This window comes from Bacillus solitudinis, from assembly GCF_002797395.1.
GTDB lineage: Bacteria > Bacillota > Bacilli > Bacillales > Bacillaceae_D > Halalkalibacter_A > Halalkalibacter_A solitudinis.
Genome location: NZ_KZ454943.1, coordinates 1,614,429 through 1,638,700 on the forward strand (window position 1 = coordinate 1,614,429; position 24,272 = coordinate 1,638,700).

Genomic DNA, 24,272 nt, shown 5'->3' on the forward strand with positions numbered 1-24,272 from the left:
TACATTTAGTTGAAAAATCAAACCCCACTCAGTACCTCTTCAACTCTTCAATCGTTCTCTTGATATCAACGGTTCCATTCACGTTCGTTTGAAGGTAATCCGTGCGCTCTGCAATAGTCATCGTTTTACCGCTACCCATTTTTGACGGCTTCTGTAACTGAAGATTTTGTTGTTCAGATAGCTGCAAAACATCTCTCATCGTCGTTGTTCGAAGTTGTTTCTTGTCTTCGCCTTCTTCTACGCTAACTTTTACACATAGTCTTTTGTGTTCAAGTTGCATATAGTATTTTTGGAGATTCTTCGCTGTCCACCAAAAACCCCAGAAGCCACCCGACGGATTCGCAACATAGCCCCAATCTCCCTCTAATTCCTTTTGAATCTCCCGATAAAATCCTTGCCATGCGTAATCGTCCCAATCTACTAGAGGTTTTGTACGGTAAGCAACGATTGAATCGTCAATCTTTTTTAAATGATGATAGTAATCTAGATAAATTGTATTTTCAACACCCCGTTCTTTACCTGCCTTTAATATGCAGAGCATCATATCCCGCTTAAAAGGAAGAAAACCGGCTTCGTTAATCGGACGATAATGACTTTGGTCAGCAATTTTATAATATACCGGTAATTGAATAAGATTGGGATACACCTTTTTTACTGCATCCCGGTAGCGCGTGAGCTGATTTGAATGGTCTTTTGTGTACGTTTTATCTTCTATTAAAATGGCATATGTATTATTGATAACCGCTAAAATATCAAGAGATTTGAATTGACGTTTAATCTCAATTTCCCTCACCAAAGGAACTGGAACGTTATGATTTATAAAGATGGTTGAAATGAACTCAACGGCCGCCTCATGTAGGGGTCGATCGAGCGAACGATGTCTTGGTTCACCCCACAACATCAACCAACATAGAAAAGCATCCTGTGACAATTCACTCGTTGCAAATTGAAATAAATTTGGTGGGTCGCTACACTCCGCGTGAATATCCCGAGCATTTTCAAGGAGTCTCTCTACATTATGATTTCCGACATACTCCTCCCAGTATCCTCGAGCGAGTAACGAGTCTACTTGAAGAGGGGGCCAGATGACCGAGTCCCGCAGTTCTAATATCCGTCCCTGCTCATTCGGATATAACAACAGCAAGCGGTCCTCTCCTTGTTGTGCAATCACTTTCGGAGTCAGATCCACAGGCACCATATACCCACACTCAGCTCGGCAAACAATAGCAGGAAACGCATCAACCACGAACCTACCAGCCTTTGTTTCTTGTATATCCTCTGAAGCATCTTCAATTAAGTCCGCCCCGCAGCGTGGGCAAATAAACGATTTCATACACATCTCCCCCTTCTGAACTGTAAACGTATGAACAGTGAAAAACCAGCAGCTTACAAAACGAGGTTCCATAACCCCTCCAAAATCGTGAAGAAACTCCCTCTAAAAAAGGTTGTTAATCAACCATTCATTAGAAGGAGCAACTATCGCTACTATTATAATACTAGAAGTTGTACATTCAGAAAGTCTGTAATTTAACACATTACCCCCACTAAATGTCAGGCGCTCTGAACCTGGGCTTGAGCTTGAACCTGCGCCTTCCTAGCGATAGCCACACGAAGCGCCGCAATTCCGATCGTGCTTACAATCATAAGTAAGAGTATCAGCATATCCTTGCCTAATGCTCCACCCCCAAAGATAATCGTATAATAACCATCAGACACATAGGTTGCAGGAAACCAGCTCCCCAGTGATTGGTAAAATTCCGATAGAATAGCTCTCGGTACAATTACGCCTGAGGTAACTAGTTGTAATGATAAAGACAGAATATTAAAAAGCATCCCTCCATTTCCAAAGAGAATGATAAACATTTGCGTCAAACTTAAAAAGGAGAAGAAGCTCAAGGCTTGAAACAACCAGCTTTCAAAGAACGACGTTTGTGTTTCCATCTGAAATAAACCAAGAAAGCCTAGCGTAATCAGCGCTAAAATAACGGAGACACTTCCATTAATAAGCTGTCTTGCGATAAATACAGATGCTTTTGAACATTGCTTAGCAACCACTACCGCTGAACCGTGTAATTGTAAACTCATAATCATCGCACCCACAAAGGAAGAAAGGACGATCATCATCGGAACCATCGTAGCAGCAAATCCTTCGACATGATTGGTTTTCTCCAATTGCCCATCAACTACTGTAACAGACATCGATTGAATCACTTCTTCCATTGCATGGCTGATTTGAAGAGCCGTATCTTCCATTGGTACAGCTTGCTTAATTCTTTCATTTAGAATTGGCATCATGTTCTCCTGCTTATACAGGTACAACGATTCATTAACTTTGCCTGTTAATTCTTTCGAGACTCCTTCCATCGTTTGTTTTGCTATTGTTGCATTGGCCTGATTAATATAATAATTAATAGACGGGGTAGCATCACTCTGCATCTGTTGTGAAAAATCTTTAGGTATATGTACGACCATATCGACATTTCGATTGTTCATCGCCTCATTAGCCTGATCCAATGAGCTAAATGTCTGAAGTTTAAATGGTAGTTCTTGTTCAACACTTTCAGAAACACGGGTCCCAATCTGCTCATCCTCATTGACGAGAGCAATTTGAAGCTGATTTGTTCGTTCGGACACGCCATCATACGCAGTCATCCAAACTGAAAAAAAGATAAGTTGAAAAGCAAAGGCTGTCATAATCCCTACGTAAGCAGTTGGTAACTTTAAAAATAGTTTGATTGCTTTCATAACAAAAATCTCTCCTTATATTCAAGTAAGTACACACTTGCATATTGCTTGAAAAATAATACTAGGGAGTCAAGCCCCTAGCAAAAAGTAAAACACCTTGCTTTAAAAAATCCTCTCTAGATATACTAATTACTTGATCACCTAATCTTGTTCTAGAAATAAAATAACCAAAGTTAAGCCAAATAAAGTTCATAGCTTGGGCTTCAAGATCAGTTTCGATGATTTTTCCCTGTTCTTTCATCACTGAAAAATAAGTAACTAGTTTTTGTTTAAGTATTTTTGGGATTTTTGATACCTCTTCATCTATTTCAGGAAACTTCCCTGCTTCACGAAAACCAATCATCACAAAATCTCGAATGCTATCCATATACTCATGATAGTTGACTGCTATTAAAAGTAAGTCCTTTTCTAAATCAAAGGTCATTTTTTCTTGAATAATCTTACCGAGAAAGGGAGCATACGAAAGAGAATCAATAGCAGCATTTAAAATCGCCCTTTTATTTCCAAAATGGCGAAAAACCGTTACCTCATTTACTCTTGCCTTTTCAGCAATCGCTTTCGTTGTTGCCCCTTTATACCCTTGCTCACAAAACAATTGTAGCGAAGCCGCAATTATTCGCTCTGATGTTGTTTGATTACTGTTCATAACTAACCTCACTTATAGCAAGTGTGCACTTGCATACTTTATTATAATTGAATATAGGAATAAATGGAAGGGCCATTTATTATTTTTTCGAAAACACTTAGTTGGGGTAATAAACCGTCTATGCGAATAGCCACCTTACTATCTCAGGGCAAAGGTGGCTACTGCTTTTTTATCAGTTAAGATGATGACGGTTTTGCTAAAACCCCAATACCTTCCTTACTCGCTGAGCATACGTCTGGCTAATCACTAAAGTCGCACCGTCTGTCCCTTTTAATGTCACCACTAAATTGGAGGACATATCACGTGAGATCTGTTTAATCGAAGAAATATTCACGATAAAAGAGCGATGAATCCGAATAAATGTGTCTGGTAATCGTTGCTCGAGTGTCTTAAGAGGGACTTTAGAAGTAAAGCAACCATCCTCTGTATAAATGAGTGTTTTCTTTTGGTGACTTTCGATATAGATAACCTCTTCAATAGAAAGGGGAATCCACATATCCCCCCTTCTGCCAATAATAAACGAAAGGGGTGTCCTTTTTTTAGAAGAGTACTCTGGCGGGAGAATAACCGTTAGTGCCCCTTGAAAACCAGATTCTACATCATCAAGTGGGTATCCGACCCCGTAATAAGGAACCCCAAACACTGATTCATCAACTAAAGATTCCACCCGACCCTTTTGCAAATACACGCGCTCAGTAATACTCCCCGAGGGAATAGATTGCCCTTGATTAATTCGAATATCATGACTCCCAGGAATATATGAGACATACTTGTCCCCACCAGCTATCGCAATAGAAGCCTCTTTAGGAACCCAGTCCTCAATGAATTTGGAAAATTGTCGAACTACATCATTTTTCAAGATCGCTCTCCTCCATTTCCAACTATTAGTAGTTTTCTTTGTTTAATACCCTTCTATTTGGATTCTATCTAAAAATATCCTCATTCGTCACATTATTGACACAAAATAGTTCTCCTCTTATACAATTAAAAAAACGATTCTTATTGTTTGGATAGTTATTAATTTATTAATATATTACTTTGCATAATTAAAGAAACAATTTAATTTTAGTATACAACGAAATGTAAACGCTTTAAAACCACAAACATTCTAATCACTATTAAGGAGGGCACTAAAATATGATATCACCAACACTTTCTATTAAACATGAAAATCATAATTTAAAGAACTATGCTGACGTCTACAATTCTTTTCAATGGTCACAAGTGGAACAAGACTTCTCTTGGCATACAACGGGTCTTGTTAATATGGCGCATGAAGCAATCGACCGTCATGCTAATTCAGAAAAAGGAAATAACGTTGCGCTTTATTATTCAGATCATAACGGAAAAGAAAAATATACATTTAAGGAAATGAAAAATTTCTCCAATAAAGCAGGAAACGTCTTAAAAAAGGGTGGTGTAAAAAAAGGCGATCGGGTTTTCATTTTTATGCCTCGTTCTCCTGAACTGTACTTTGTCTTACTAGGAGCACTTAAGCTTGGTGCAATTGTTGGGCCATTATTTGAAGCATTTATGGAAGGCGCGGTAAAGGACCGTCTTGAAGACAGCAGCGCCAAAGTGCTTGTCACAACCCCGGAATTAGTTGGACGCGTTCCCATTGACGAACTACCAGAACTTGAGAAGATTGTGATTGTCGGAAATGATGTAGTTGAAGATGGTATGTACATTGACTTCTATCGTCAGTTTGAACTAGCAAGTAGTGAATTGGAAATTGAATGGGTCGATCGTGAAGACGGAATGATTCTTCATTACACGTCCGGTTCAACAGGAAAACCCAAAGGTGTCTTACACGTACACAATTCGATGATCCAACATTACCAAACGGCTAAATGGGTCCTCGATTTAAAAGAGGATGATGTCTACTGGTGCACCGCAGATCCAGGCTGGGTCACTGGCACATCATATGGCATTTTTGCACCATGGCTTGCCGGTGCGTCAAACGTTGTCCGAGGAGGACGCTTTAGTCCTGATGATTGGTACCAAACACTCGAACAGTATAATGTGTCCGTATGGTACAGTGCTCCGACCGCTTTCCGGATGTTAATGGGTGCTGGTAATCAACTGATTGAAAAGCACGATCTTTCATCCTTACGACATGTTTTAAGTGTAGGAGAGCCTTTAAACCCCGAAGTCATTCGGTGGGGAATGCAGGTGATGAACTTAAGAATCCATGATACGTGGTGGATGACAGAAACAGGTGCTCAGCTCATTTGTAATTATCCTTCCATGGAAATCAAACCCGGATCCATGGGAAAACCAATTCCCGGCGTGAAAGCTGCAATTGTTGATGATCAAGGAAATGAGCTTCCTCCAAATCGGATGGGCAATCTGGCCATCAAAAAAGGGTGGCCGTCGATGATGAGAGCCATCTGGAATCGCCCAGAAAAATTTGAGTCCTATTTCCTTGCAGGCGATTGGTATGTTTCCGGAGACTCAGCATACATGGACGATGACGGGTATTTCTGGTTCCAAGGGCGCGTCGATGACGTGATTATGACAGCCGGTGAACGGGTTGGCCCATTCGAGATTGAAAGCAAACTTCTGGAACACCCTGCTGTTGCAGAAGCCGGAGTCATTGGAAAACCCGACCCTGTTCGCGGTGAAATTATCAAAGCCTTTATTTCACTTAGAGACGGATATGAACAAAGCTCGGAACTTCAAGAAGACATTCGAACCTTTATCAAAAAAGGCTTAGCTGCTCATGCGGCACCAAGAGAAATTGAATTCAAAGAAAAATTACCCAAAACCAGAAGTGGAAAGATTATGAGGAGGGTGTTAAAAGCATGGGAACTTAATCTCCCAACAGGTGATTTATCAACAATGGAAGATTAAGTAGGCTTCGTTTTAATATGACTCATAACTAGAAGGTTTCCCCCTCCTAGTTATGAGTGTTCATTATGATACTTTCACAACCTGAGCTTTAGATCTGTTGCAAAAACTATCAAAAACCTTAGGAGGAAATAAAATGAAAACAACGAAAAACAGATGGTTTATCGCCTTATCTGCTATTGCTATTCATCTCTCCATTGGTGCGGCCTATGCGTACAGCGTCTATACTAATCCCATTCGTGATACGATGGGCTGGTCAACGACAGAAATTACGTTAGCGTTTACGATTATGATGGCGCTCGCAGGAATAGCTGCTGCTTTCTTTGGTTCATTTGTTGAACGCAACGGTCCAAGAAAATCAGCGATGCTAGCAGCTTTACTATTTGGGCTAGGGCAAGCCGGGTCTGGTGTGGCGATTGCCGTAGACTCCCAACTCCTATTTCTTCTTACATATGGTGTGGCCAGTGGGCTAGGTATGGGACTTGGCTACATCTCACCCGTTTCGACTTTGGTGAAATGGTTCCCCGACCGTAGAGGTTTAGCAACCGGGATGGCGGTCATGGGCTTTGGTGCCGGTGCCTTGATTACCGCTCCGATTGCAGCAAGCCTGATGCAATCAATCGGCATTACCACAACGTTCTATATTTTAGGAATTAGTTATTTTCTCGTTATGATCGCAGGTGCTTCTTATATTGCCCCACCTCCTGAAGAGTGGATGCCAGATGAAATGAAAAAGAACATTGCCTCTGGGAAAACAGTCGTCAAGAAAGATTTGTCCCAACTCACTGCTAAAGAGGCAGTGCGGACAAGACGGTTTTGGATGTTATGGACGATGATGCTTATTAATACAACGGCAGGAATAATGATGATTTCTGTTGCGTCTCCGATGGCGCAAGAAGTCGTCGGTTTATCGGCCGCGGCTGCAGCAACAATGGTCGGAATCATGGGGATTTTCAATGGAGGTGGTAGACTTGGTTGGGCTGCCCTCTCTGACTATATCGGGCGCCCTGCTATATTCTTACTATTCTTTGTTCTGCAAATCATCGCTTTCTTGACACTTCCTGTGACAACGAATGTCTTGTTATTTCAAGCGCTAATTTTAGTGGTTGTCAGCTGTTACGGTGGCGGTTTCTCAAACCTCCCAGCGTTTATTGGTGACTTATTTGGAACGAAGCAACTTGGTGCGATTCATGGATTTTTGTTAACGACTTGGTCACTCGGCGGAATTTTAGGTCCACTCTTAGTATCACAAATTAGAGAACGAACTGAAAGTTACATTCCCGTATTCTATGTATTTACAGCATTAATTATTTTCGCCTTCTTTGTCTCGATTTTCCTTCGACTAGACATCAAAAAAAGCGAAAAAGTAAAACAACAAAAACAAACAGAAGGAATTGCATAAAACTAGATGGGGTTGTGTCATAAGGTCGGTTTTAGCCTTATAACACAACCCCTTTTACAATGCAAGGTACGAAGCCATGCCATCTCTTCATATGCTTTTGGCACCCCGATTGGTAGCATTTTTAGTGATTTTTTCTTCAACTTAAGCATTATTTAGTTGAAGATTTTCTAGGTGGAAAATACATTATATATCATTGTCAACGATGTCCCTGATGAACCACATAGTTTAAATCCAAGTTTCTTATAAAGTCGTACAGCTTGGATGTTATTAGGGTCAACGCTTAAAGAAAGGGATGTATAACCATCCTTACAAGCAGTTTCAAATAGCCTTTCCATAAGTAGGATGCCTATTCCCTTACCTCTTGCTTCATTCGTTACTGCTATACCTAGTTCAGGAGTTTTTTCATCTACATATCCATAACCTTTTTGATTTTCCGTAAAAAGACGATACCACGCTGCACCAACAGGAAGCTTATCCTCATTAAAAGCAAGTAAGGCTCTATCATGTTTTCTTCCCCATCCCTCACTATACTTTTTAATATTCGGGAAATTCAACAGTTCTTCTTTAGCTGGCTTATTTTCAGGAATATGAATAGATTCATACATCATATCCATTAAAAATTCTAAATCGGTTTCACTTTGTTCGAAACTTCTAATATGTATCAAAATTAATCACCTCAATTATTTTTAAACTAAATTTCAACATAGACACTTTTGAACACCTCAGCTTCAAGTCGAAGTTACAATGCTTTTTGAAATCAACTTTTATAAATGATAAAAAAACAAAATTCCAACTACTCCACTCGCGGTATTCAATAAGATATCATCAATATCAATAGCACGTGTTTATGTTATAGCCAACACTATATCCAAGTGGTAAAATTATGAAAAACACCAAGGGGGAAACTTTATGGAGATTGCTCAAATAACATATCGTAGCGATATAAAAATTAAAGCGAAGGAACTTTCTGATGTTTTTAAGTCATCAGGTATTAAAAGACCGGCTGAAGATTTAGATAGACTAAAAAGAATGATAGATAATGCTGATATTATTATAACAGCTTGGGATAGGGATAAATTAGTTGGAATAGCTAGGGCTATTACAGATTACACCTACGCTTGCTACCTCTCAGATTTGGCAGTAAAGAAAGAATATCAAAATAAGGGAATTGGTAAGGAACTGATTAAATTAGTAAAAAAAGATATTGGTGAAGAAGTTGCTTTATTACTTTTGTCAGCTCCGAGTGCAATGGACTACTATCCTAAAATCGGTTTTGAACCAATAGATAATGGATTTAAAATTTCTAGAAAACGCTAAACCCCTAAGTGGCCATTTGTCACTTTTTTTGTTATTCGTTTGGACGAAGCTTCCACATTAGTTACTGGAATGTATGTAGTTCCAACCCCCAATAATTTCTCGCTCATTTTAAAATCTTCCTCTCAAACTTTGATAGATAAATACTTCTTCACTTCTGTATCCTGAGGGGTCTAATATTGCAAAGTTGAGAAATAACGATCCACAGGAATAATAACCTGCGTCTTTAGATCGAAAAGTAGTTATATTATCTGTGGGTGATGTTTTCTAATTCAGCACTACACCACTTCCGATTTCTATTATTTACTTTGTCCTGTATATCAGTAGTACTAGATTCCTATTATTTTTCATTTCAAAAATAATAGGGAGAACGGAAAATGAGAGATGCTGGTGATATCAGAAAGCTACCCTTTCCCCTTAAAATAAAGCTAGAACGTTTCAAAATTTCATCAAAGGTGGTGGCCCATTGTTAATCACAGTTTCGAACTGCGGTCTTTTAGAAGAGATAGAGTTAACTAGACAAAATATGGTCTCACATGGTATGGAATTTGGCTTTACCCATCCATCTACTCTTCAATTAAGTGTAAAACTAGATAAATTAATGAATACTTTTTCAATGGATACCAAATCAGGAGAAGGATAAGCCCTCAGAGAGTGCTCGTTTAGTTAAAGAGTGTTTCCTTAGTGTCCTGTCCTGGAACGCTCCAAATAAAATAATTTCTGGTATATTGTCTTGTCTCTACTACAATTTGTTCTTGCTCATTTTCAAAAAAAGTCCAGAACCATCCGCTTCTTTAAATTCCTATCCATGTTCACTCATATATAAATATTTCAGCTATTTCTTTAAAACTTAACAGATTCGATACAGAGTTATTTTTAAACAACGCAATCAAAAATAGATAAGGCGAGAGTGGTATGAATCAGAAGTTAAAACTACTTATTTTTAGAATTTGTTCAACACTTTTTTTAAAAAATCGGTAGTCGTTTTCAGCACATCTAAAAAAACTAGGAGAAGTGGTTCCTTTTTGGTAAACCCACTTCTTCTTCCAAAATGATAGATCCTTATGCATTTCTAAACGAATCTACCCAGTTTATGACTTTGCCTGCTTAAAGTTACTTGGAGTCATTCCTTCAAATTTACGAAAGAATCGGTTGAAACTTTGAGCATTATTGTAACCTAACTCAGTTGCAATCTTAGTAATTGTCAGATTTGATTCCACAAGCATTTCTTTCGCTTTCTCTATTCTACGAAGATTAAGGTTATCAATTAAACTTTGACCGGTCATCTCGTACACAATCCTACGCATATAGGAGTAGCTGATTCCAATTTCCCCCGCCATTTCTTCAAAATCAATTTCCTCGCAATAATATTCATCCAAATAGCTAATAATACGTTCCCCGTAATCGTTACTCTGGAATGTTGGTTGCATTAGGTATTGCATAATTTCTCCAAAAAAAACACAGAGATAGTGTTCAAGCTCATCCAATGTTTCGATTGAAGCGAGATTCGTATAAATATTCCCTCTCCCCGAAAAAATTCTCGCGGTGCTAACATTATTCTCTCTAAGATGCTTAATACAAATACCGACTAACTGATGATAAATGAATAAAATATTATCATAGGAAATGTACTCAGCAGAACGAATTTCATCGCCAATCACCTTCAACTCTTTAATAATGCTGTCGAGATCACCGTTATCCATAAAATTGAGAATACGTCTTTCACTATTGACAGGATAGATGTATTTTTGTTCATTGGCCTTTTTCTCTTTCCAGTAGGTAATGCCACCACTACCCTTGACCATCCGGTGCTTAATAACCTCCATTGCTTCCCCGAAGCGAGCTGACACCAAATCCATATCTGCAGTAGGACTACTGACCCCGATCGTTACAGAATGATTCAAAACCTCTTCCGCTTTATCCTTTATTTTTATAAGTGACTCATGAATGAGCGAATCAGTTTCCTGTTCAAGTTGTTCATAATTGATGACAATGATAAAGCAACCATTTCCTTGATAAACGCACCGTGCTATCAGATCTTCTGAAAACAAATAATCACAGGTTGAGATGAAAAGGTATCGATGGTAACTTCTAGCTTCTGAATTGTATTTTCTAACATATTCACTATATTGGTCGATCGAGATGACAGCAACTAAAAAATGAGGGCTCGAAAAAAGTTCAACTACTTGAGGAGACAACTCCCCTCGCAATAATTGATGAATAGCTAGATTATGGGAGTCGCGTTCGCGAATATTCAGCATCTCATGAAGCTCTTCTTCCTTTTCCTGCATCGTCCTAAATGCCTCATCGAGAAAAGCAAGCTCATTCCTTCCTTTTGCCCCCAAATTAGTCCTTGAGCTCAAATTTCGCACCAACTTCCTCACTGGCTTGGACAACCAGGTCGCTAGAAAAAACGTCAATACAACTCCGACCAAAATAATTATGATGGTAAGTAAAATGATATTTTGTTGCAAGGTATGTGTAGTCATCATCAGTTCATTGACTGAGTAAACCCCAACGTTTACCCATCCAAGCTTCTGAGAACGTGACCATGTATATAACATTCGTTCTCCTTCTAGTTCCCGAAAGATGTACCCTTCCCTCGAATCTTGCTCTAAAATTTCATGAATAACGGGAGTCTTTCTACCATCCTCTTGAAGATACCTTTTATCACTGTGAGAAATAATCATTCCTTTTGAATCCATGATTAAATATTCTTGTTTCCCGGTCTCCGATGCCCCAAAATAGTTATCAAATTCGCTTTCTGAAAAATTGACAACAAGAACCCCGTGTGTCTGAGTTGAAAGTTGATGAAGAGGGAATACATAGGATAAGACGTTAACTCCTGAATCAAGCTTGCGTGAATACCATACACCCTTCATCCCCCTTCGCTTTTCAAGTGCTTTTTGCATCCAGTCGATAGACTCATATCTTCCTAAAGTCGTAACTCCTCTATCCGTTGAAATGACATAGTCAGAACCACTTAGATGTAAAAAGGAAGAATAAACTCCATTCTCTCTTCGCTTTAGCTGCATAAGTTCCCTTAAAACGGATCGTACTTCGAACACATAAAAGTAATTTGAATTTATTTCTTTATAATTCTTGTAAGAGTGAATGCGGTCTAAAGTGTTCGTACCAACAAGAGCCACTGTGTTCTGGGATAAGTTATTCAATGCTTTCTCGGTTAGCATACGATTAGCGTTTAATTCAGCTAAAGAAGATTCAGCGATGGCCTGTTCTGAATTTAGCAAAATATGTTTACCACTGTACCAACTTATAAGGGCGATTGGAACAGCCATAATGCAGAAAAGAATGACCGTTAATTGCAACATCATTGGAACTCGTTTCATATTTGGCCTCCCTCCCCAAATGATTAAAACACTCTCATTTATGCTACTTCTCTCCAACAACGGGTTAGTCTTATTAAGTTCCATACTATGAATTGTCGCTAATAATTTGCTTTTTCACTACTTTTAAAAAGGAATTATAGAAGATTACAGAAATAATAATGACACTAGCTAATCGAATTATATTAAAGCGCTTTCACAGGAGTGACTTAATAAGCTCGGTAAACGTTGCAACGTTATTTCACCAACTGTTGAAATAGGAGAGAAGACAAATTACTTTGATTACGATTAATGAACAACAAAATCTACTTCCTCTTAACACTGTTCGCTACACTTCCCTATAGAGCGAAAGGAGTCTCGCATATTTTGGTTGATAAGAGGACACCTTTTTAATGCCCTCTTATCAATCAAACGAATAGCTTCTAATAACATAATTGCTGAATATTTTTTTACTATTATATCATACTTACTAATAAATGGTTATTTGCTTATCAACATCCACAATAAGTCTTCCATCTATAAAATCTATCTTGCTAATACACGTTTCTCGTAATAGACTACTATTTGGATTGATTAATCGATGATATACTAAGTACCATTTTCCTTGATATTCCGTCATCGAAGCATGCCCCGTTCCAAAAAAACGTTTGGATTCCTGAGTAACTCGGTTGTTCTCAGGCATCTCATATGGGCCAAAGACATGCTTACTTTTAGCAAAACAGATCTGGTACCTTGGATCACGCGTATCATAATTACTCCAAGTCAAGACATAGTCTCCATCTATTTTTTGCAAATGCGGTCCCTCATTATAGATAGAAATGTTAAACTCACTCAAGTCTTTCCCATGGTGTGCGTAAAGTTGTCGAGACAAATCAATCGGCTTCGCTTTGAACGTTACCATATCCTCTTCTAATGGGACAATCCAACATTTCCCTTGTCCCCAAAGCAGATAGGGTTGATTGTCATCATCGATAAATAAATCCGCATCAATGGTTTGACAGTCATATTCTTCTTTTCTGATTAATGGTTGTCCTAACAAATCTCGAAAAGGTCCTAATGGTGAATCCGCTACAGCCACTCCTATTTGAGCTTCCGCTGAAAAATACATATAGTATTTTCCATTAAATTTATTAACACCTGGGGCCCATGCTCTAGAATCTGCCCACGAAACGTCGTTTAAATCAAGCGCTAAGAAAGGTCCTTCCCAATGGATTAAATCTTTGCTGTGAAAGACATGGAACTTCTCATATACCCATCCATCACTATCTTTAGTTGGGTACAGGTAATAATCCTCACCATCTTTTAAAATAAAGGGATCCGCCCACTCACCTTGTAAAATCGGCTCTTGTGTCATACGTTTTCACCTTCTTTCGTTCCGTATGCACTAAGTAATCTATCATATTCGGATAGTGTTATCGGGATAATCGACCCATGACGCGGCTTAAAAGGAAGAGAATAGTGATCAGGCTCCGTCCATTCTCCTGAATCTAAATTTGTCGTTTCAAGAGGAAGATAGCCCCTTAATCCGTATTCATCAATGTACAAATACCACTTTTCTTCAATGTTGGATTTAAAAATAATTGGACCTTCTCCGCGAACCATAAACGCTTCTTCAATATTTCGATTTAACGTAATATAATTTGTTTGTAACAAGGATTCATTTGATTCTTGAAAGACATGCTTTCCTTTGGCAAAGCGATAGAATTTATTTTTTTCTACCATCATTGTCGCATCAATGACTGAGTATCCATAATCGATAAATGGCCTTGGCTCTGAGAATTCGACAAAGTCCTTTGTTTTAGAATAGAGCATTTGGTGGTAGCGACTTTTATCATTTTCCTTTGAGCTTTCTTCTAGCATGGATGCCCAATAGACAATAAACTCCTCATTCTCAGCATCAAAAGTCGCTTCAGGAGCCCATGTGCAACCAGCATCAGGTGGTGCAAGTTCAACCATTCTTTGCTTTGACCAATGGACGAAGTCGCTAGACTCCCAAATCATGATTGCCTTACTACCTTCTGCCACAGCTCGTTCCCAATTCCCGTTTCCTTGTATTTTTAAATCGGTTCCTAGTAAATATACCTTACCATTGAGTGGAGAGCGGATCATAAATGGATCACGTACTCCTTTTTCTCCTAATTCAGACGTAAGGATGGGCTTTCCTCCGTTTAATTCTTGCCAATGCAACGGGTCATTGCCTTTACTTAAAGCAAAATAGACTTGTTCTCCATTCACGATATCCTCTGCTTCTCCTTTGAAATAAGTAAATAAATAACCTGCATACTCTTCTTTTTTATTCATAGCTGCCCCCTCTGTATTGGATCATTTATTTGAAACCTTGCATCTAAATATCGTCAATGATGGCTTGGAAACTCATCCCCATCAGGAGTTGTCTTTTCTTTAAAATGAACAAATAGATAAGCTTCCATTGAAATCCCTTCCATTATTAAATTATAATCGCTTTCTGTTTCTTACATGTCACTTTCTTCAAAATTATGTTGAACATTTGGATTAGCTTCATGCCATTCGATCAGCTCGATTACCGATGATAGAAATGCTAACGTTAATCCTTGTCCCCAGCCTTGAGCCCACTTACGATCTATCTCAAGATACCCCTTCATGTCCTTCATAACAGCAGTACCACCTGAAACATTCAGGACCCGGCCATTATCCGCAATATTATCTAAGACACCATCGAGTGCTTTCTGAACGTATTTTGCATGTAGTGGATTTCTTTGCATCACCATTGCTGTGGCGATTCCAGACGTTGCTGATACTTCCCCGTATGCATCCGGATAATCCAAGATAGTCCCCCAAAGCCCATCCTCTTTTTGTACCTTTTTGATAGCAGCTAATTGATCACGCAGGGAGCAAATAATATGCATAAAAGGTGGATATAAATAGGCTTCAGGTAACACTCTACCTACCCGTGACATCGTGTACGCCGCCCAAGCATTGGCACGAGCCCAATGAATCCCTGACATATGATTCTTCTTAATGTTGTTATAACCATGGTACCAAAGTGCGGAATCTTCATCCTGTAAATATTCAATATGCCATACAAACTGGTGTAACGCATCATCAATTAGATGCCTTTTTTCTAGTAACACCCCAACACGAAGTTGGAAATATGCAGCCATGAAAAGCGTATCAGCCCAGCATTGCTCTGCAAAATCATTATTGAGTGAAACTGTATGTTGAAGAACTCGGTCCCCAAACCGTAACGCTTTATGTTCCAAATAGTCAATTTTACTTAAAATAATATCAAGATATTTCTGTTCCTTTGTTTTCTCATAAAGGGTAAGAAGAATGTGTCCCATTGAACATGTATTAACGGTCCAAGCAGGGAGTCCAAGCTTAATGTACTCATCTACCCAATCTGCCATTCGCTCTAAATAACTCGTTTCTCCCGTTACATCAAAAGCACGGCTAACGCCATAAAAGGCAACACCACCTGGCCATTCCCACGTCAAATCCATATCTAACGTATAGTTCACCACACGATCTACAACTTGCTTTAACTCATCTGGAGTATTATCAATAGTTAGTTTCATACTTCCTCCTTTAGAAAGCCCTTACTTGGATAGTAAGGGCTCTACTGGTTGGTTATTATTTATTCAATGTAATTGTACTGACCCGCATCAATTGCTGCCTGTTTTTCATCTAGAATTTCTTGATAACCAGTATTTAAGTATTGTTGCTTAGCTTTTTCATATTCCTCATCAAACTTTTCTTCTGGACCAAGTACAACCTTCAAGTAGAGTTCTTGGAATAGTGCGTTCAAATCCGCCTGATATTCTCTTTGGCTCTCAATAACAGTGGTGAACAACGCATCTGGTGTAGCATATTCTTTTGTCTCTTCTTGATATTTGAACATATCATCCACAATATACTCGTAACCAGGAGGAGACCAGAAATTTTCCATCGCTTTACGAGTCAATTCTTCCGAACCGAAATCAGGAGCTTCCGTCACAAGTGCCCAGTAGTCTTTGTTATTATTCATAGATAGCTTTGCTTCGCCATTATATTCAGTGTTACTAATTGGTAGACCTTCCGAATCGAGCGTATAGTTCTCGCCTTCAATACCATTCTGCAATTTGAATAGGTTTTCTGGCTGACTCATCCACTCAAGATACATCCATACAGCAATTCGTTCCTCATCCGTCGCAGCCTCGTTAATCCCCATAATTAATCCGAATGGGAAATCAGCACGTCCTTGTGGTATATTTCCTTCTGGTGTGCCTGCATATGGAGGAGTCACGGCAAACTCAGCTTCAGGGTTATTTTTTAATACAGCTTCGAACAAATCGGTATTGCTAGAAATGTATTCTCCATACGTTCCTGTTCTACCTGCAACAAATTCAGCTTTAACATCATCACGCAAATAGAATTCTTGATCAATTAATCCATTGTGATATTGATAACTCAAATTGCGAAGCCAAGCCTCTGTTTCATCAGTCGTCAAATCAGCAACCCTTAGATCCGAATATAGTGCACGGTATTCTGGATCGATAGGCCAGTCACGGAAAGCATAGTTATAATTGTAAACATTTGCTGTCAAACTACCTCCTAATGTACCAAGCCCTGCCTCCTTCCATTTTTGAGCCATTTCATTCATTTTCTCGAGAGACGTCAAATCTTCTACTTTCATTCCAACCTGTTCGACCCAATCTTTTCGAATAATCGAAACATAGTTAGCGAAGTCTGGTCGCTCAGCGAAAAAGAAGGTATTTTGTCCATCAACTACACTATATTGGTCAATAGTGTCACTTAATTTCTCCCAGTATGTCGGAGCATATTGGGCAATCTCATCTAAATCTAATGGCTGTAAAACACCAGAACCATAATAGGACAATGCTTGTGGCATATCATAATGGTAGATTATATCTGGCGCGTTTCCAGAAGCAAGCAGCTGTTGAAAATCTGTCACTTCATTGGAACGGGAAATTGGAACAAAATTCACATCGATGTTATATTGGTCACCAAAATCTTCTTGGACCCAACGTGTATAGTAATTATCTGCTACATCCCAGCCTTCAAAAGCTCGGTCATACACCGGGATATCAAGATTTACTGTTTCTGGAAAGATCATGTCACCTTCATTAGGTACATTTTCTGTTTCATTTGAAGTTGGTGAACTTTCCTCATTATTATTGGCTGTGTTATCTGAACAAGCCGCTAAAATACTACCAATTGTAAATGCAGCAAATACTACTTGAAAGAATTTTCTTTTCACATGAATAACCTCCATTATTTATAATATATTGCTATTCTTTAACAGAACCCAGCATAACACCACGAACAAAATACTTCTGAACAAACGGATATACACAAATGATAGGAAGCGTTGCAAAGACCACAACGGCAGCTTTAAGTACTTCAGGGCTACTTGTTTGAACAAACGTAATCTCAGTTTGAAAACTTTCACTCGCTTGAACAACAAGATAATACAACTTTAGTTGCAATGGTCGTAATGCAGTTTCATACCGAATATAAAATAGAGCATCTTGATAACCATTCCATCGACCAACTGCGTAGAAGAGGGACAACGTCGCAAGTATCGGTTTACTAAGCGGAAGGACGATATTCCATAAAATTCGGAAGTGACTTGCTCCATCCATCCTAGCTGACTCCTCCAAACTAACAGGAACTGTGCTCGTAATCGAACTCCTTAATATTAGTAGATTGAAAGCACTAAATGCACCTGGAAGTACGAGAGACCAGATGGTGTCGAGCATTCCCAGTTTGTTTACAAGTAAGTAGTCGGGAATAATACCACCGGTAAAGTACAACGTGACCATAAACATCGCCGTTATAAATGTACGCCCTTTTAGTTGCTTTCGAGAAAGAGGGTAAGCAGCGCAAATGGTAATAATCATTCCTATAAACGTGAACAACACCGTAATGAGAACGCTCACATAAAGGGATTGCAGGATACTTTTATCGGATAATATTTGAGCATAGGCATCAAAATTAAGTTCTCTTGGCCAAAGATATACCTTATTTGCAATAACATAGGCATCATTACTTAACGATTTAGCGATAACGTGAACAAAAGGCAATAAACACGTCAATGATAAAACGATGAGTATTAAACGAATTCCTATATCCCATATATCAATGCGTCTAGGCTGATTCACGTAAGTGCTACGATCGGATAGTTTCATTTTTTACCTCCTTCCTTCTTATTCAGCATGTTTGTAGACAAGAGGTAAACAGTATCAAGTATCTGTTAATAGGTCATAGAACGATTCATTTTCTACCATTCTACTATTATAGAATCCCGTCTTCGCCCAGCTTTTTTGCAATGCGATCTGCAAGTAACACGAGAACAAGTCCGATAATTGCTTGAAACAGCCCGAGAGCAGTAGCACGACTAAAATCACCATTTTCAATCCCCCATCGGAATACTAATATTGGGATTGTCGTCGTAAATTCAGTGGTTGCCATGTTTTGCAATGCATACACTCGTTCAAATGATCCACCCATGACATGACCTAAACTCAAAATCAACAAGACTACGATCGTCGGTCGAATGCATGGTAGTGTTACGTGCCACATCTTACGCCATCTTCCTGCACCGTCAACCGTTGCAGCTTCATATAATTCAGGGTTCACGCCACTCATAGCAGCTAGGTAAATAATCGTACCCCATCCCATGCTTTGCCAGACGCCAATCGCGAGATAACTGAATAACCAATGGAGGTCACTCTGAAGAAACGGAATGCGGTTACCTCCAAGTTGCGCGATGAAATTATTCACCATTCCACTTCCCAGACCAAGCAATTGATATGCCAGCGCTCCAATAATAACCCAGGAAAGAAAATGCGGCAAATAAAGGATCGTTTGGTTTACTCGTTTGAAGATATTTCCTTTTATTTCGTTAATTAACAGGGCAAGCATAATCGGTAACGTGAAACTAAGGATAAGATCCGTTATATTTAGCAACAGCGTATTGCGAACGGCTTTTCCGAAGTCAGGCCGAGCAAATAATTTCTTAAATACATCGAATCCAACCCACTCACTGGCCCAAAAGCCTTTAATGATATTGTAATCTTTAAAAGCAATGAGGAGACCTGACAATGGTAAATATTTAAAAACGAATGCAAACGATATTGGAATCAATAATAGGAAGTAGAGCTGCCAATCTCGACTAAGATAGTAGAAAATGCTCTTTTTCTTATGTTCCAAACGAATTAAAGCGTTTTCATTTCTTTGATTTATTTCAACCTTTGTTTTCAAAAATTCTCACCTCCCATTTATATTTTTCTTTCATTCCTCAACGCTGCCGTTCTTGGCTGGTGAGGTTAATCATAATGTTAGTTCAGCCACACATCAGAGTAAATCGTGAATATTGATTATCTATTGTTACAATTGATGAACACTTGCTAAAATGCGCATTTTTGAAGGCAATAATCAAAATTAATACCTAATTGAGCTAATCAAACACTACCAAAAATAGAGAAAAGAATGATAATTTTAGTGCGAACAATAAACTTTGATGATGCCTATCAACTCTTACAAGACATGTTCAAGCAACAGTACAACGGCCAGCGTTTTTTGGTTTGGCCCCTCAGGGTCAAACCAAAAATCTAACACCTGGTGCGGAGGGATACCCTAAAACAGTTACACAAACTTATTGACACTACCTCAACTAATTTCACATAATTTAACACTTTTTAACATGTTTATTTTAATTTTTTAATCCTACTTAAAATCTCTGAAACACCTATCGCTATACTTGCATTAAGCATTGCGAATATAGAGATAACCGTAGCTAAACCTTCATATTCCCCAAAGAAATTCATTACAAAAAAGATAAAACTCAAGAAAAACACAATTATGCCAAATATAAATAAAAATCTATCCATTATTACTCCCTTCTTATCTACTCCATAACTATAAGCGTCAAATAGTCCCCGCCTATTTAAAAGACGGAGACTGACTTAAGGTCCTCAGTTAAGCAAGATCCATTGTTTATCTAACTTGCATCATCACCTGTTTTCTGGTGAAAAAGAAGATCAGCAATGCAACGAGCATTTCCGCAAGCGGGAGAGCAAGCCAGACACCAGCAATACCCATGAATTTCGGCAGCACCCATAGCAGAGGCAATAGAAAGACGAAGCTTCGCAAAAGGATGATGGTCGTCGATGTACGAATTTCACCGATGGATTGGAAGTAGGTCATGTAGACGAAATTGAAACCAAGGAACAGATAACCGATGAAAAACAGTCGAATTCCCTGGATGGCCAGTTTGCGAACTTCTTCCGATTCTAGACCAAAGAGCGAGACGAGCAAAGGAGCAGCAATCAAGCCGATGATAAGGAGAATCCCTCCTAGTGTGAATGAGACCTTCTCACCAATCTTCAAACTCTCTTTGATGCGTACTTTTTCCTTTGCGCCATGATAGTAGCTGATCATCGGCTGGAGCGCTGACTCAATTCCGAAAAAAGAAAGGAACATGAAACCGTGCAAATAGTTGACGACTGAGAAAGCTGCGACTCCTTCCGTGCCAAGCAAGCCGACAATCGCCAAGTTATAACCGGCGACCAAGACAAGAACCCCAGCTTCAGCAAGGAAGCTTGGAAATCCAATCAAGAAAATGTTTCCGATCGTTCGCCATGACCATTGGAACGATAGCTTGCGCAAAGTCGTATGCTTTTTCAAGAAGTGGAGTAAGAGGACGAGTAAACCGATGAAGCTTGCAAGAACAGTGGCAAGCGCCGCACCAAAGACACCTAGCTCCAGGATAAAAATCGTATAATAGTTCAAACCGATATTGACAATTGCAGTTACGCCAAGGGCGACCATCGACAAAATCGGGCTGCCATCATTGCGGACGAAGATACTGAGCAGATGCTGTACAGCAATCAGCCAACCGAGCAGGAACAGAATCGTCAAGTATTCGATAGTATGGGAAAGAGTATCGGAATTTGCTCCGAGCAAATTCGCAATTCCCTCTATATTAAAGTAACCGATGACCCCAATGACTAACAATAGTACCAGTACACTGGAAACAGCTAGCGAAAATACGCTCCTTGCCTTAGTCATATCCTCCTCTCCGATATGGACCGAATACAAGGTCCCCCCACCGATGCCGATCCACAGTGCAATCGAGAAAATCAGCGAGAACACCGGCATGGCGAGGTTTACACCAGCAAGCCCCTCCGATCCGACCCCGTTACCGACAAACACTCCATCGATTAAGATATTCACCGACATCAGCATCATCCCTAATAACGATGGAAAGAAATATTGAAAAAACACCTTTTTTACTGATTGATGTTTCAAGCTTTGATGGGTTTCATTCATAGTCATTCCTCCTGCAATTTATACAAGAGTAAGTATAAACCTTAAAGTTACTTGAAGGTCAATCTTTTCTTTGCACCGGAATTTGAATCCATGTCACGTACCCTGTTTCGTCCTGGATAACGGACTCATCGAGCATTGCTAGTTCGATAGGAGGCCCGCTCATTCGATAGCCATCTTTTTCTACTCGATTTAAGAGAGTGAAATAATTCGATTTAGGCGTTTCATACGGTCCAGAGCGTGGGTAGCATGCGTACATCCCCTCATTCAAATAAGATGCCTTTAAATCTTTTTTTTCATGATGAAGCAACTCAAAAACAGCTCGATATTTCACAGGTCCTTCATTATTGAGACTTTCTATATCCACGACAGTTCCGAAATCGCCGGTAAAAAACCCCTCATAACTGACTCCGGCTAAAGAGAGAGCCTCTAAGTCCTTTAAAAACAAAGCATCTGATTCTTTCATCAAATCGATCGGCGAATCATTATAAAGATATGAAATCGCTCGTACCGGGAACCAGCGATATGTCAACGAAGGGTTGGCACGAAGAGAAAGTCCTTCTCCAATAGTAGAAATTTTGCTTTTAATTTTTTTAGCAACAAGCTTCAAATTCTCCATTTCTTTCTCCACTTCTCCAAGCTTTCTTTCGAGTAGCCCCTTAGTGTTCTCCGGGGTCCTCTCATCCAGCTGCTGTTGGATATCCTTGATAGAAAAACCGTTTTTCTTCAGGAAAATAATTGTATCTAATACGACAAATTGGTCCAAAGTATAATAACGATATCGGCTATCAGGGTCTGTATATTTAGGTTGAAAAATCCCGATCTCATCATAGTAACGAAGTGTCGAAGTAGACAACTGGAATAGCTTGGCCACTTCCCCGACACGGAACCGCTGCTTCATTCGAATACCTCCTTTATTCCACTTTCTTGACAGAGACCTCATTATACTAAAGTATCTGTTTTATCTTACCTTTTCCTGTCATATTATTATAAAAGGTAGGTATTATAGGGAGGTTAAATATGTTAAGGACGAGTACAAATACAGGTAGAAGGCCTGCAGTAATTACTGGATTGTTATTAATAGCGGGAATGGTTGCAGGTATATTTAGTGTTGTTCCTGTTATAGATGGAGCAGACTACATTGTCAAGGCTTTTACATCTGAAAACCAGGTACTAATAGGAGCGGTTTTCCAGTTGTTAATGAGTGTTGCTTATGTTGGTATTCCTATTATGATGTATCCGATTTTAAGTAAGCATAATAAAGGTTTAGCTCTTGGATCTGTTGCTTTCGGCATTATTGCGGGTGTGTTCATTATTATTGGTGTAATCATTCTTCTGTTGCTATTGACATTAAGCCACGAATTTGCAAGAGTTGGAACTCTGGATGTCTCGTATTTTCAGACCTTAGGTGAATTGTTACAAACAGGCCGTGATTTGGTGAACCATGTGGCAACGACACTGGCATTTGTTTTGACTATGCTCTTGTTTAACTGCATATTTTACCAAACAAAACTAGTTCCACGTTGGTTGTCAGTTTGGGGTCTTATTGGATCTGCATTGTCCCTATTGGCAAGCTTATTATTTATGATTCGCTTCATCGGTCTGGATGCAACCTACATGATGTTGAACATCCCAATAGCCTTTCAAGAAATGGGTTTGGCTATATGGCTAATCGTTAAAGGATTCAACCCAAGAGTACAGGATTCTGTATCAAATTAATATGAAGGCTGTAAAAAAGCAGGTGTAACTGAAATGAGTAAATTAGAAATTTTTTGGGACAAAACAGCAAATTCATAGGATCAATTAGAGATGAAGGATGAAAAGATTTATTTCAATACAATGAAAAGAACGAAAAACTGCGACATTGTTTTGGATTACTGCTGTGGGACTGGATTGAGATCAAATAAAATTAACATGTTTTTGAAATATCTTTTTATTAAGAGATTTAAAAAGACGGTTAATACCATCATTTTATTTCTTGATTTCACACGACAGATGATTATTCAACAAACAGGTGTATGTTCAAGATTATAATAAATAGGACCACACATATTACATGTCTAATATGTGTGGTCCTATTTATATGCACTGTTTTACCTTCTTAACCTAAATAGATAACTGAAGCCGTTTTCACCTCTTTTTAAGACCCGCTTAGTTACCTTTGATACTTAAAAACCCATTTTCCGAAATTTCCCTCTTGATGGCAATCTCTTTGTTATATCTTTCCCCCCAGTCTCTCATGAGCATAATAATTGGTTCTATTGTATGGCCGAATTCAGTTAACGAATATTCTACCTTTGGTGGTACTTCTCTATAGACTTCTCTATGCACTATTCCATCTTTTTCTAGTTCACGAAGCTGAAGGGTCAACATTCTCTGAGTGATGTCAGGCATTAGCCTACGGAATTCATTAAAACGCTTTGTTCCTGTCGTTAAATGAAATAAAATAATTCCTTTCCATTTTCCACCGATTACTTCTAACGTTGCTTCAACTGGACATCCGTATGGATCCGGACAAACTGAGTATTGGTTATGTTGATTTTTCATTTGGATACCTCCATTAATTATTAGTATAAAAAATGATACTATACAACAAAAATGTGCGTACTTACAAAAAAATTCCTTTTGAACTATTATAACAATTATAAAAGCTTTAAAT

At 38.9% G+C, this 24,272-nt stretch carries 21 protein-coding genes; 5 read left to right on the top strand and 16 right to left on the bottom strand.

All coding sequences use genetic code 11. From position 1 onward, the window contains the following. Window positions 1-28 precede the first annotated feature (28 nt). From CEF19_RS07730 to CEF19_RS07745, 4 genes are all read right to left on the bottom strand, one after another. Window positions 29-1,333, bottom strand: a complete 1,305-nt coding sequence (locus CEF19_RS07730) for a PD-(D/E)XK nuclease family protein (RefSeq protein ID WP_157800905.1) — start codon at window positions 1,331-1,333, stop codon at window positions 29-31. A 218-nt stretch (window positions 1,334-1,551) separates the two neighbouring features. Beyond that, the gene (locus tag CEF19_RS07735; protein WP_100405567.1) at window positions 1,552-2,745 is read right to left on the bottom strand and encodes a YhgE/Pip domain-containing protein; all 1,194 of its coding nucleotides are present in this window, start codon (window positions 2,743-2,745) and stop codon (window positions 1,552-1,554) included. Between the two features lie 61 nt (window positions 2,746-2,806). Further along, entirely contained in the window at window positions 2,807-3,391 is a 585-nt protein-coding gene (locus tag CEF19_RS07740) for a TetR/AcrR family transcriptional regulator (RefSeq protein ID WP_100405568.1), read from the bottom strand. Window positions 3,392-3,587: 196 nt separating this feature from the next. Next, the gene (locus tag CEF19_RS07745) at window positions 3,588-4,250 is read right to left on the bottom strand and encodes a LytR/AlgR family response regulator transcription factor (protein ID WP_100405569.1); all 663 of its coding nucleotides are present in this window, start codon (window positions 4,248-4,250) and stop codon (window positions 3,588-3,590) included. Between the two features lie 278 nt (window positions 4,251-4,528). On the opposite strand from CEF19_RS07745, the gene acsA reads away from it, so the two are divergent. Beyond that, window positions 4,529-6,244 (top strand): acetate--CoA ligase, encoded by a 1,716-nt coding sequence (gene acsA / locus CEF19_RS07750; protein ID WP_100405570.1) that lies wholly within the window; start codon window positions 4,529-4,531, stop codon window positions 6,242-6,244. Between the two features lie 133 nt (window positions 6,245-6,377). Continuing rightward, window positions 6,378-7,643, top strand: coding sequence for an L-lactate MFS transporter (locus CEF19_RS07755; RefSeq protein ID WP_100405571.1), 1,266 nt, complete (start codon window positions 6,378-6,380; stop codon window positions 7,641-7,643). 167 nt (window positions 7,644-7,810) lie between these two features. Here CEF19_RS07755 and CEF19_RS07760 read toward each other — a convergent pair whose 3' ends face one another. Then, the gene (locus CEF19_RS07760) at window positions 7,811-8,308 is read right to left on the bottom strand and encodes a GNAT family N-acetyltransferase (RefSeq protein ID WP_100405572.1); all 498 of its coding nucleotides are present in this window, start codon (window positions 8,306-8,308) and stop codon (window positions 7,811-7,813) included. Between the two features lie 244 nt (window positions 8,309-8,552). Between CEF19_RS07760 and CEF19_RS07765 the strand changes: the two genes are divergently transcribed. After that, the gene (locus tag CEF19_RS07765) at window positions 8,553-8,960 is read left to right on the top strand and encodes a GNAT family N-acetyltransferase (protein ID WP_100405573.1); all 408 of its coding nucleotides are present in this window, start codon (window positions 8,553-8,555) and stop codon (window positions 8,958-8,960) included. A gap of 463 nt (window positions 8,961-9,423) precedes the next feature. Further along, on the top strand, window positions 9,424-9,600 hold the full coding sequence (locus tag CEF19_RS07770; protein ID WP_227521947.1) for an aspartyl-phosphate phosphatase Spo0E family protein: 177 nt from the start codon (window positions 9,424-9,426) through the stop codon (window positions 9,598-9,600). A 448-nt stretch (window positions 9,601-10,048) separates the two neighbouring features. Here the strand turns inward: CEF19_RS07770 and CEF19_RS07775 are convergent, their stop codons facing one another. From CEF19_RS07775 to CEF19_RS07820, 10 genes are all read right to left on the bottom strand, one after another. Then, entirely contained in the window at window positions 10,049-12,307 is a 2,259-nt protein-coding gene (locus CEF19_RS07775) for an AraC family transcriptional regulator (RefSeq protein ID WP_100405574.1), read from the bottom strand. 466 nt (window positions 12,308-12,773) lie between these two features. Next, window positions 12,774-13,658 carry a family 43 glycosylhydrolase gene (locus CEF19_RS07780; RefSeq protein WP_100405575.1) on the bottom strand — a complete coding sequence of 295 codons (885 nt, stop codon included), beginning with the start codon at window positions 13,656-13,658 and terminating at the stop codon, window positions 12,774-12,776. Then, a complete protein-coding gene (locus tag CEF19_RS07785; RefSeq protein ID WP_100405576.1) occupies window positions 13,655-14,605 on the bottom strand; it encodes a glycoside hydrolase family 43 protein in 951 nt (316 codons plus the stop codon). Before CEF19_RS07785 ends, CEF19_RS07780 begins: the two co-directional genes overlap by 4 nt. A gap of 170 nt (window positions 14,606-14,775) precedes the next feature. Further along, window positions 14,776-15,858 (bottom strand): glycoside hydrolase family 88/105 protein, encoded by a 1,083-nt coding sequence (locus CEF19_RS07790; RefSeq protein ID WP_100405577.1) that lies wholly within the window; start codon window positions 15,856-15,858, stop codon window positions 14,776-14,778. A gap of 59 nt (window positions 15,859-15,917) precedes the next feature. Next, window positions 15,918-17,540 carry an extracellular solute-binding protein gene (locus CEF19_RS07795; protein WP_227521948.1) on the bottom strand — a complete coding sequence of 541 codons (1,623 nt, stop codon included), beginning with the start codon at window positions 17,538-17,540 and terminating at the stop codon, window positions 15,918-15,920. A 31-nt stretch (window positions 17,541-17,571) separates the two neighbouring features. Beyond that, complete coding sequence (locus CEF19_RS07800) at window positions 17,572-18,471, bottom strand: carbohydrate ABC transporter permease (protein WP_100405579.1); 900 nt, start codon at window positions 18,469-18,471, stop codon at window positions 17,572-17,574. 106 nt (window positions 18,472-18,577) lie between these two features. After that, window positions 18,578-19,546 (bottom strand): ABC transporter permease, encoded by a 969-nt coding sequence (locus tag CEF19_RS07805; protein WP_100405580.1) that lies wholly within the window; start codon window positions 19,544-19,546, stop codon window positions 18,578-18,580. A gap of 446 nt (window positions 19,547-19,992) precedes the next feature. Beyond that, on the bottom strand, window positions 19,993-20,175 hold the full coding sequence (locus tag CEF19_RS07810) for a hypothetical protein (protein WP_100405581.1): 183 nt from the start codon (window positions 20,173-20,175) through the stop codon (window positions 19,993-19,995). A gap of 106 nt (window positions 20,176-20,281) precedes the next feature. Continuing rightward, window positions 20,282-21,616, bottom strand: coding sequence for an MATE family efflux transporter (locus tag CEF19_RS07815; protein ID WP_100405582.1), 1,335 nt, complete (start codon window positions 21,614-21,616; stop codon window positions 20,282-20,284). A gap of 58 nt (window positions 21,617-21,674) precedes the next feature. Next, entirely contained in the window at window positions 21,675-22,514 is an 840-nt protein-coding gene (locus CEF19_RS07820) for a MerR family transcriptional regulator (protein WP_100405583.1), read from the bottom strand. A 119-nt stretch (window positions 22,515-22,633) separates the two neighbouring features. Between CEF19_RS07820 and CEF19_RS07825 the strand changes: the two genes are divergently transcribed. After that, entirely contained in the window at window positions 22,634-23,332 is a 699-nt protein-coding gene (locus CEF19_RS07825; protein WP_100405584.1) for a DUF4386 domain-containing protein, read from the top strand. Between the two features lie 432 nt (window positions 23,333-23,764). Here the strand turns inward: CEF19_RS07825 and CEF19_RS07830 are convergent, their stop codons facing one another. After that, window positions 23,765-24,160 carry a winged helix-turn-helix transcriptional regulator gene (locus CEF19_RS07830; protein ID WP_100405585.1) on the bottom strand — a complete coding sequence of 132 codons (396 nt, stop codon included), beginning with the start codon at window positions 24,158-24,160 and terminating at the stop codon, window positions 23,765-23,767. Window positions 24,161-24,272 lie beyond the last annotated feature (112 nt).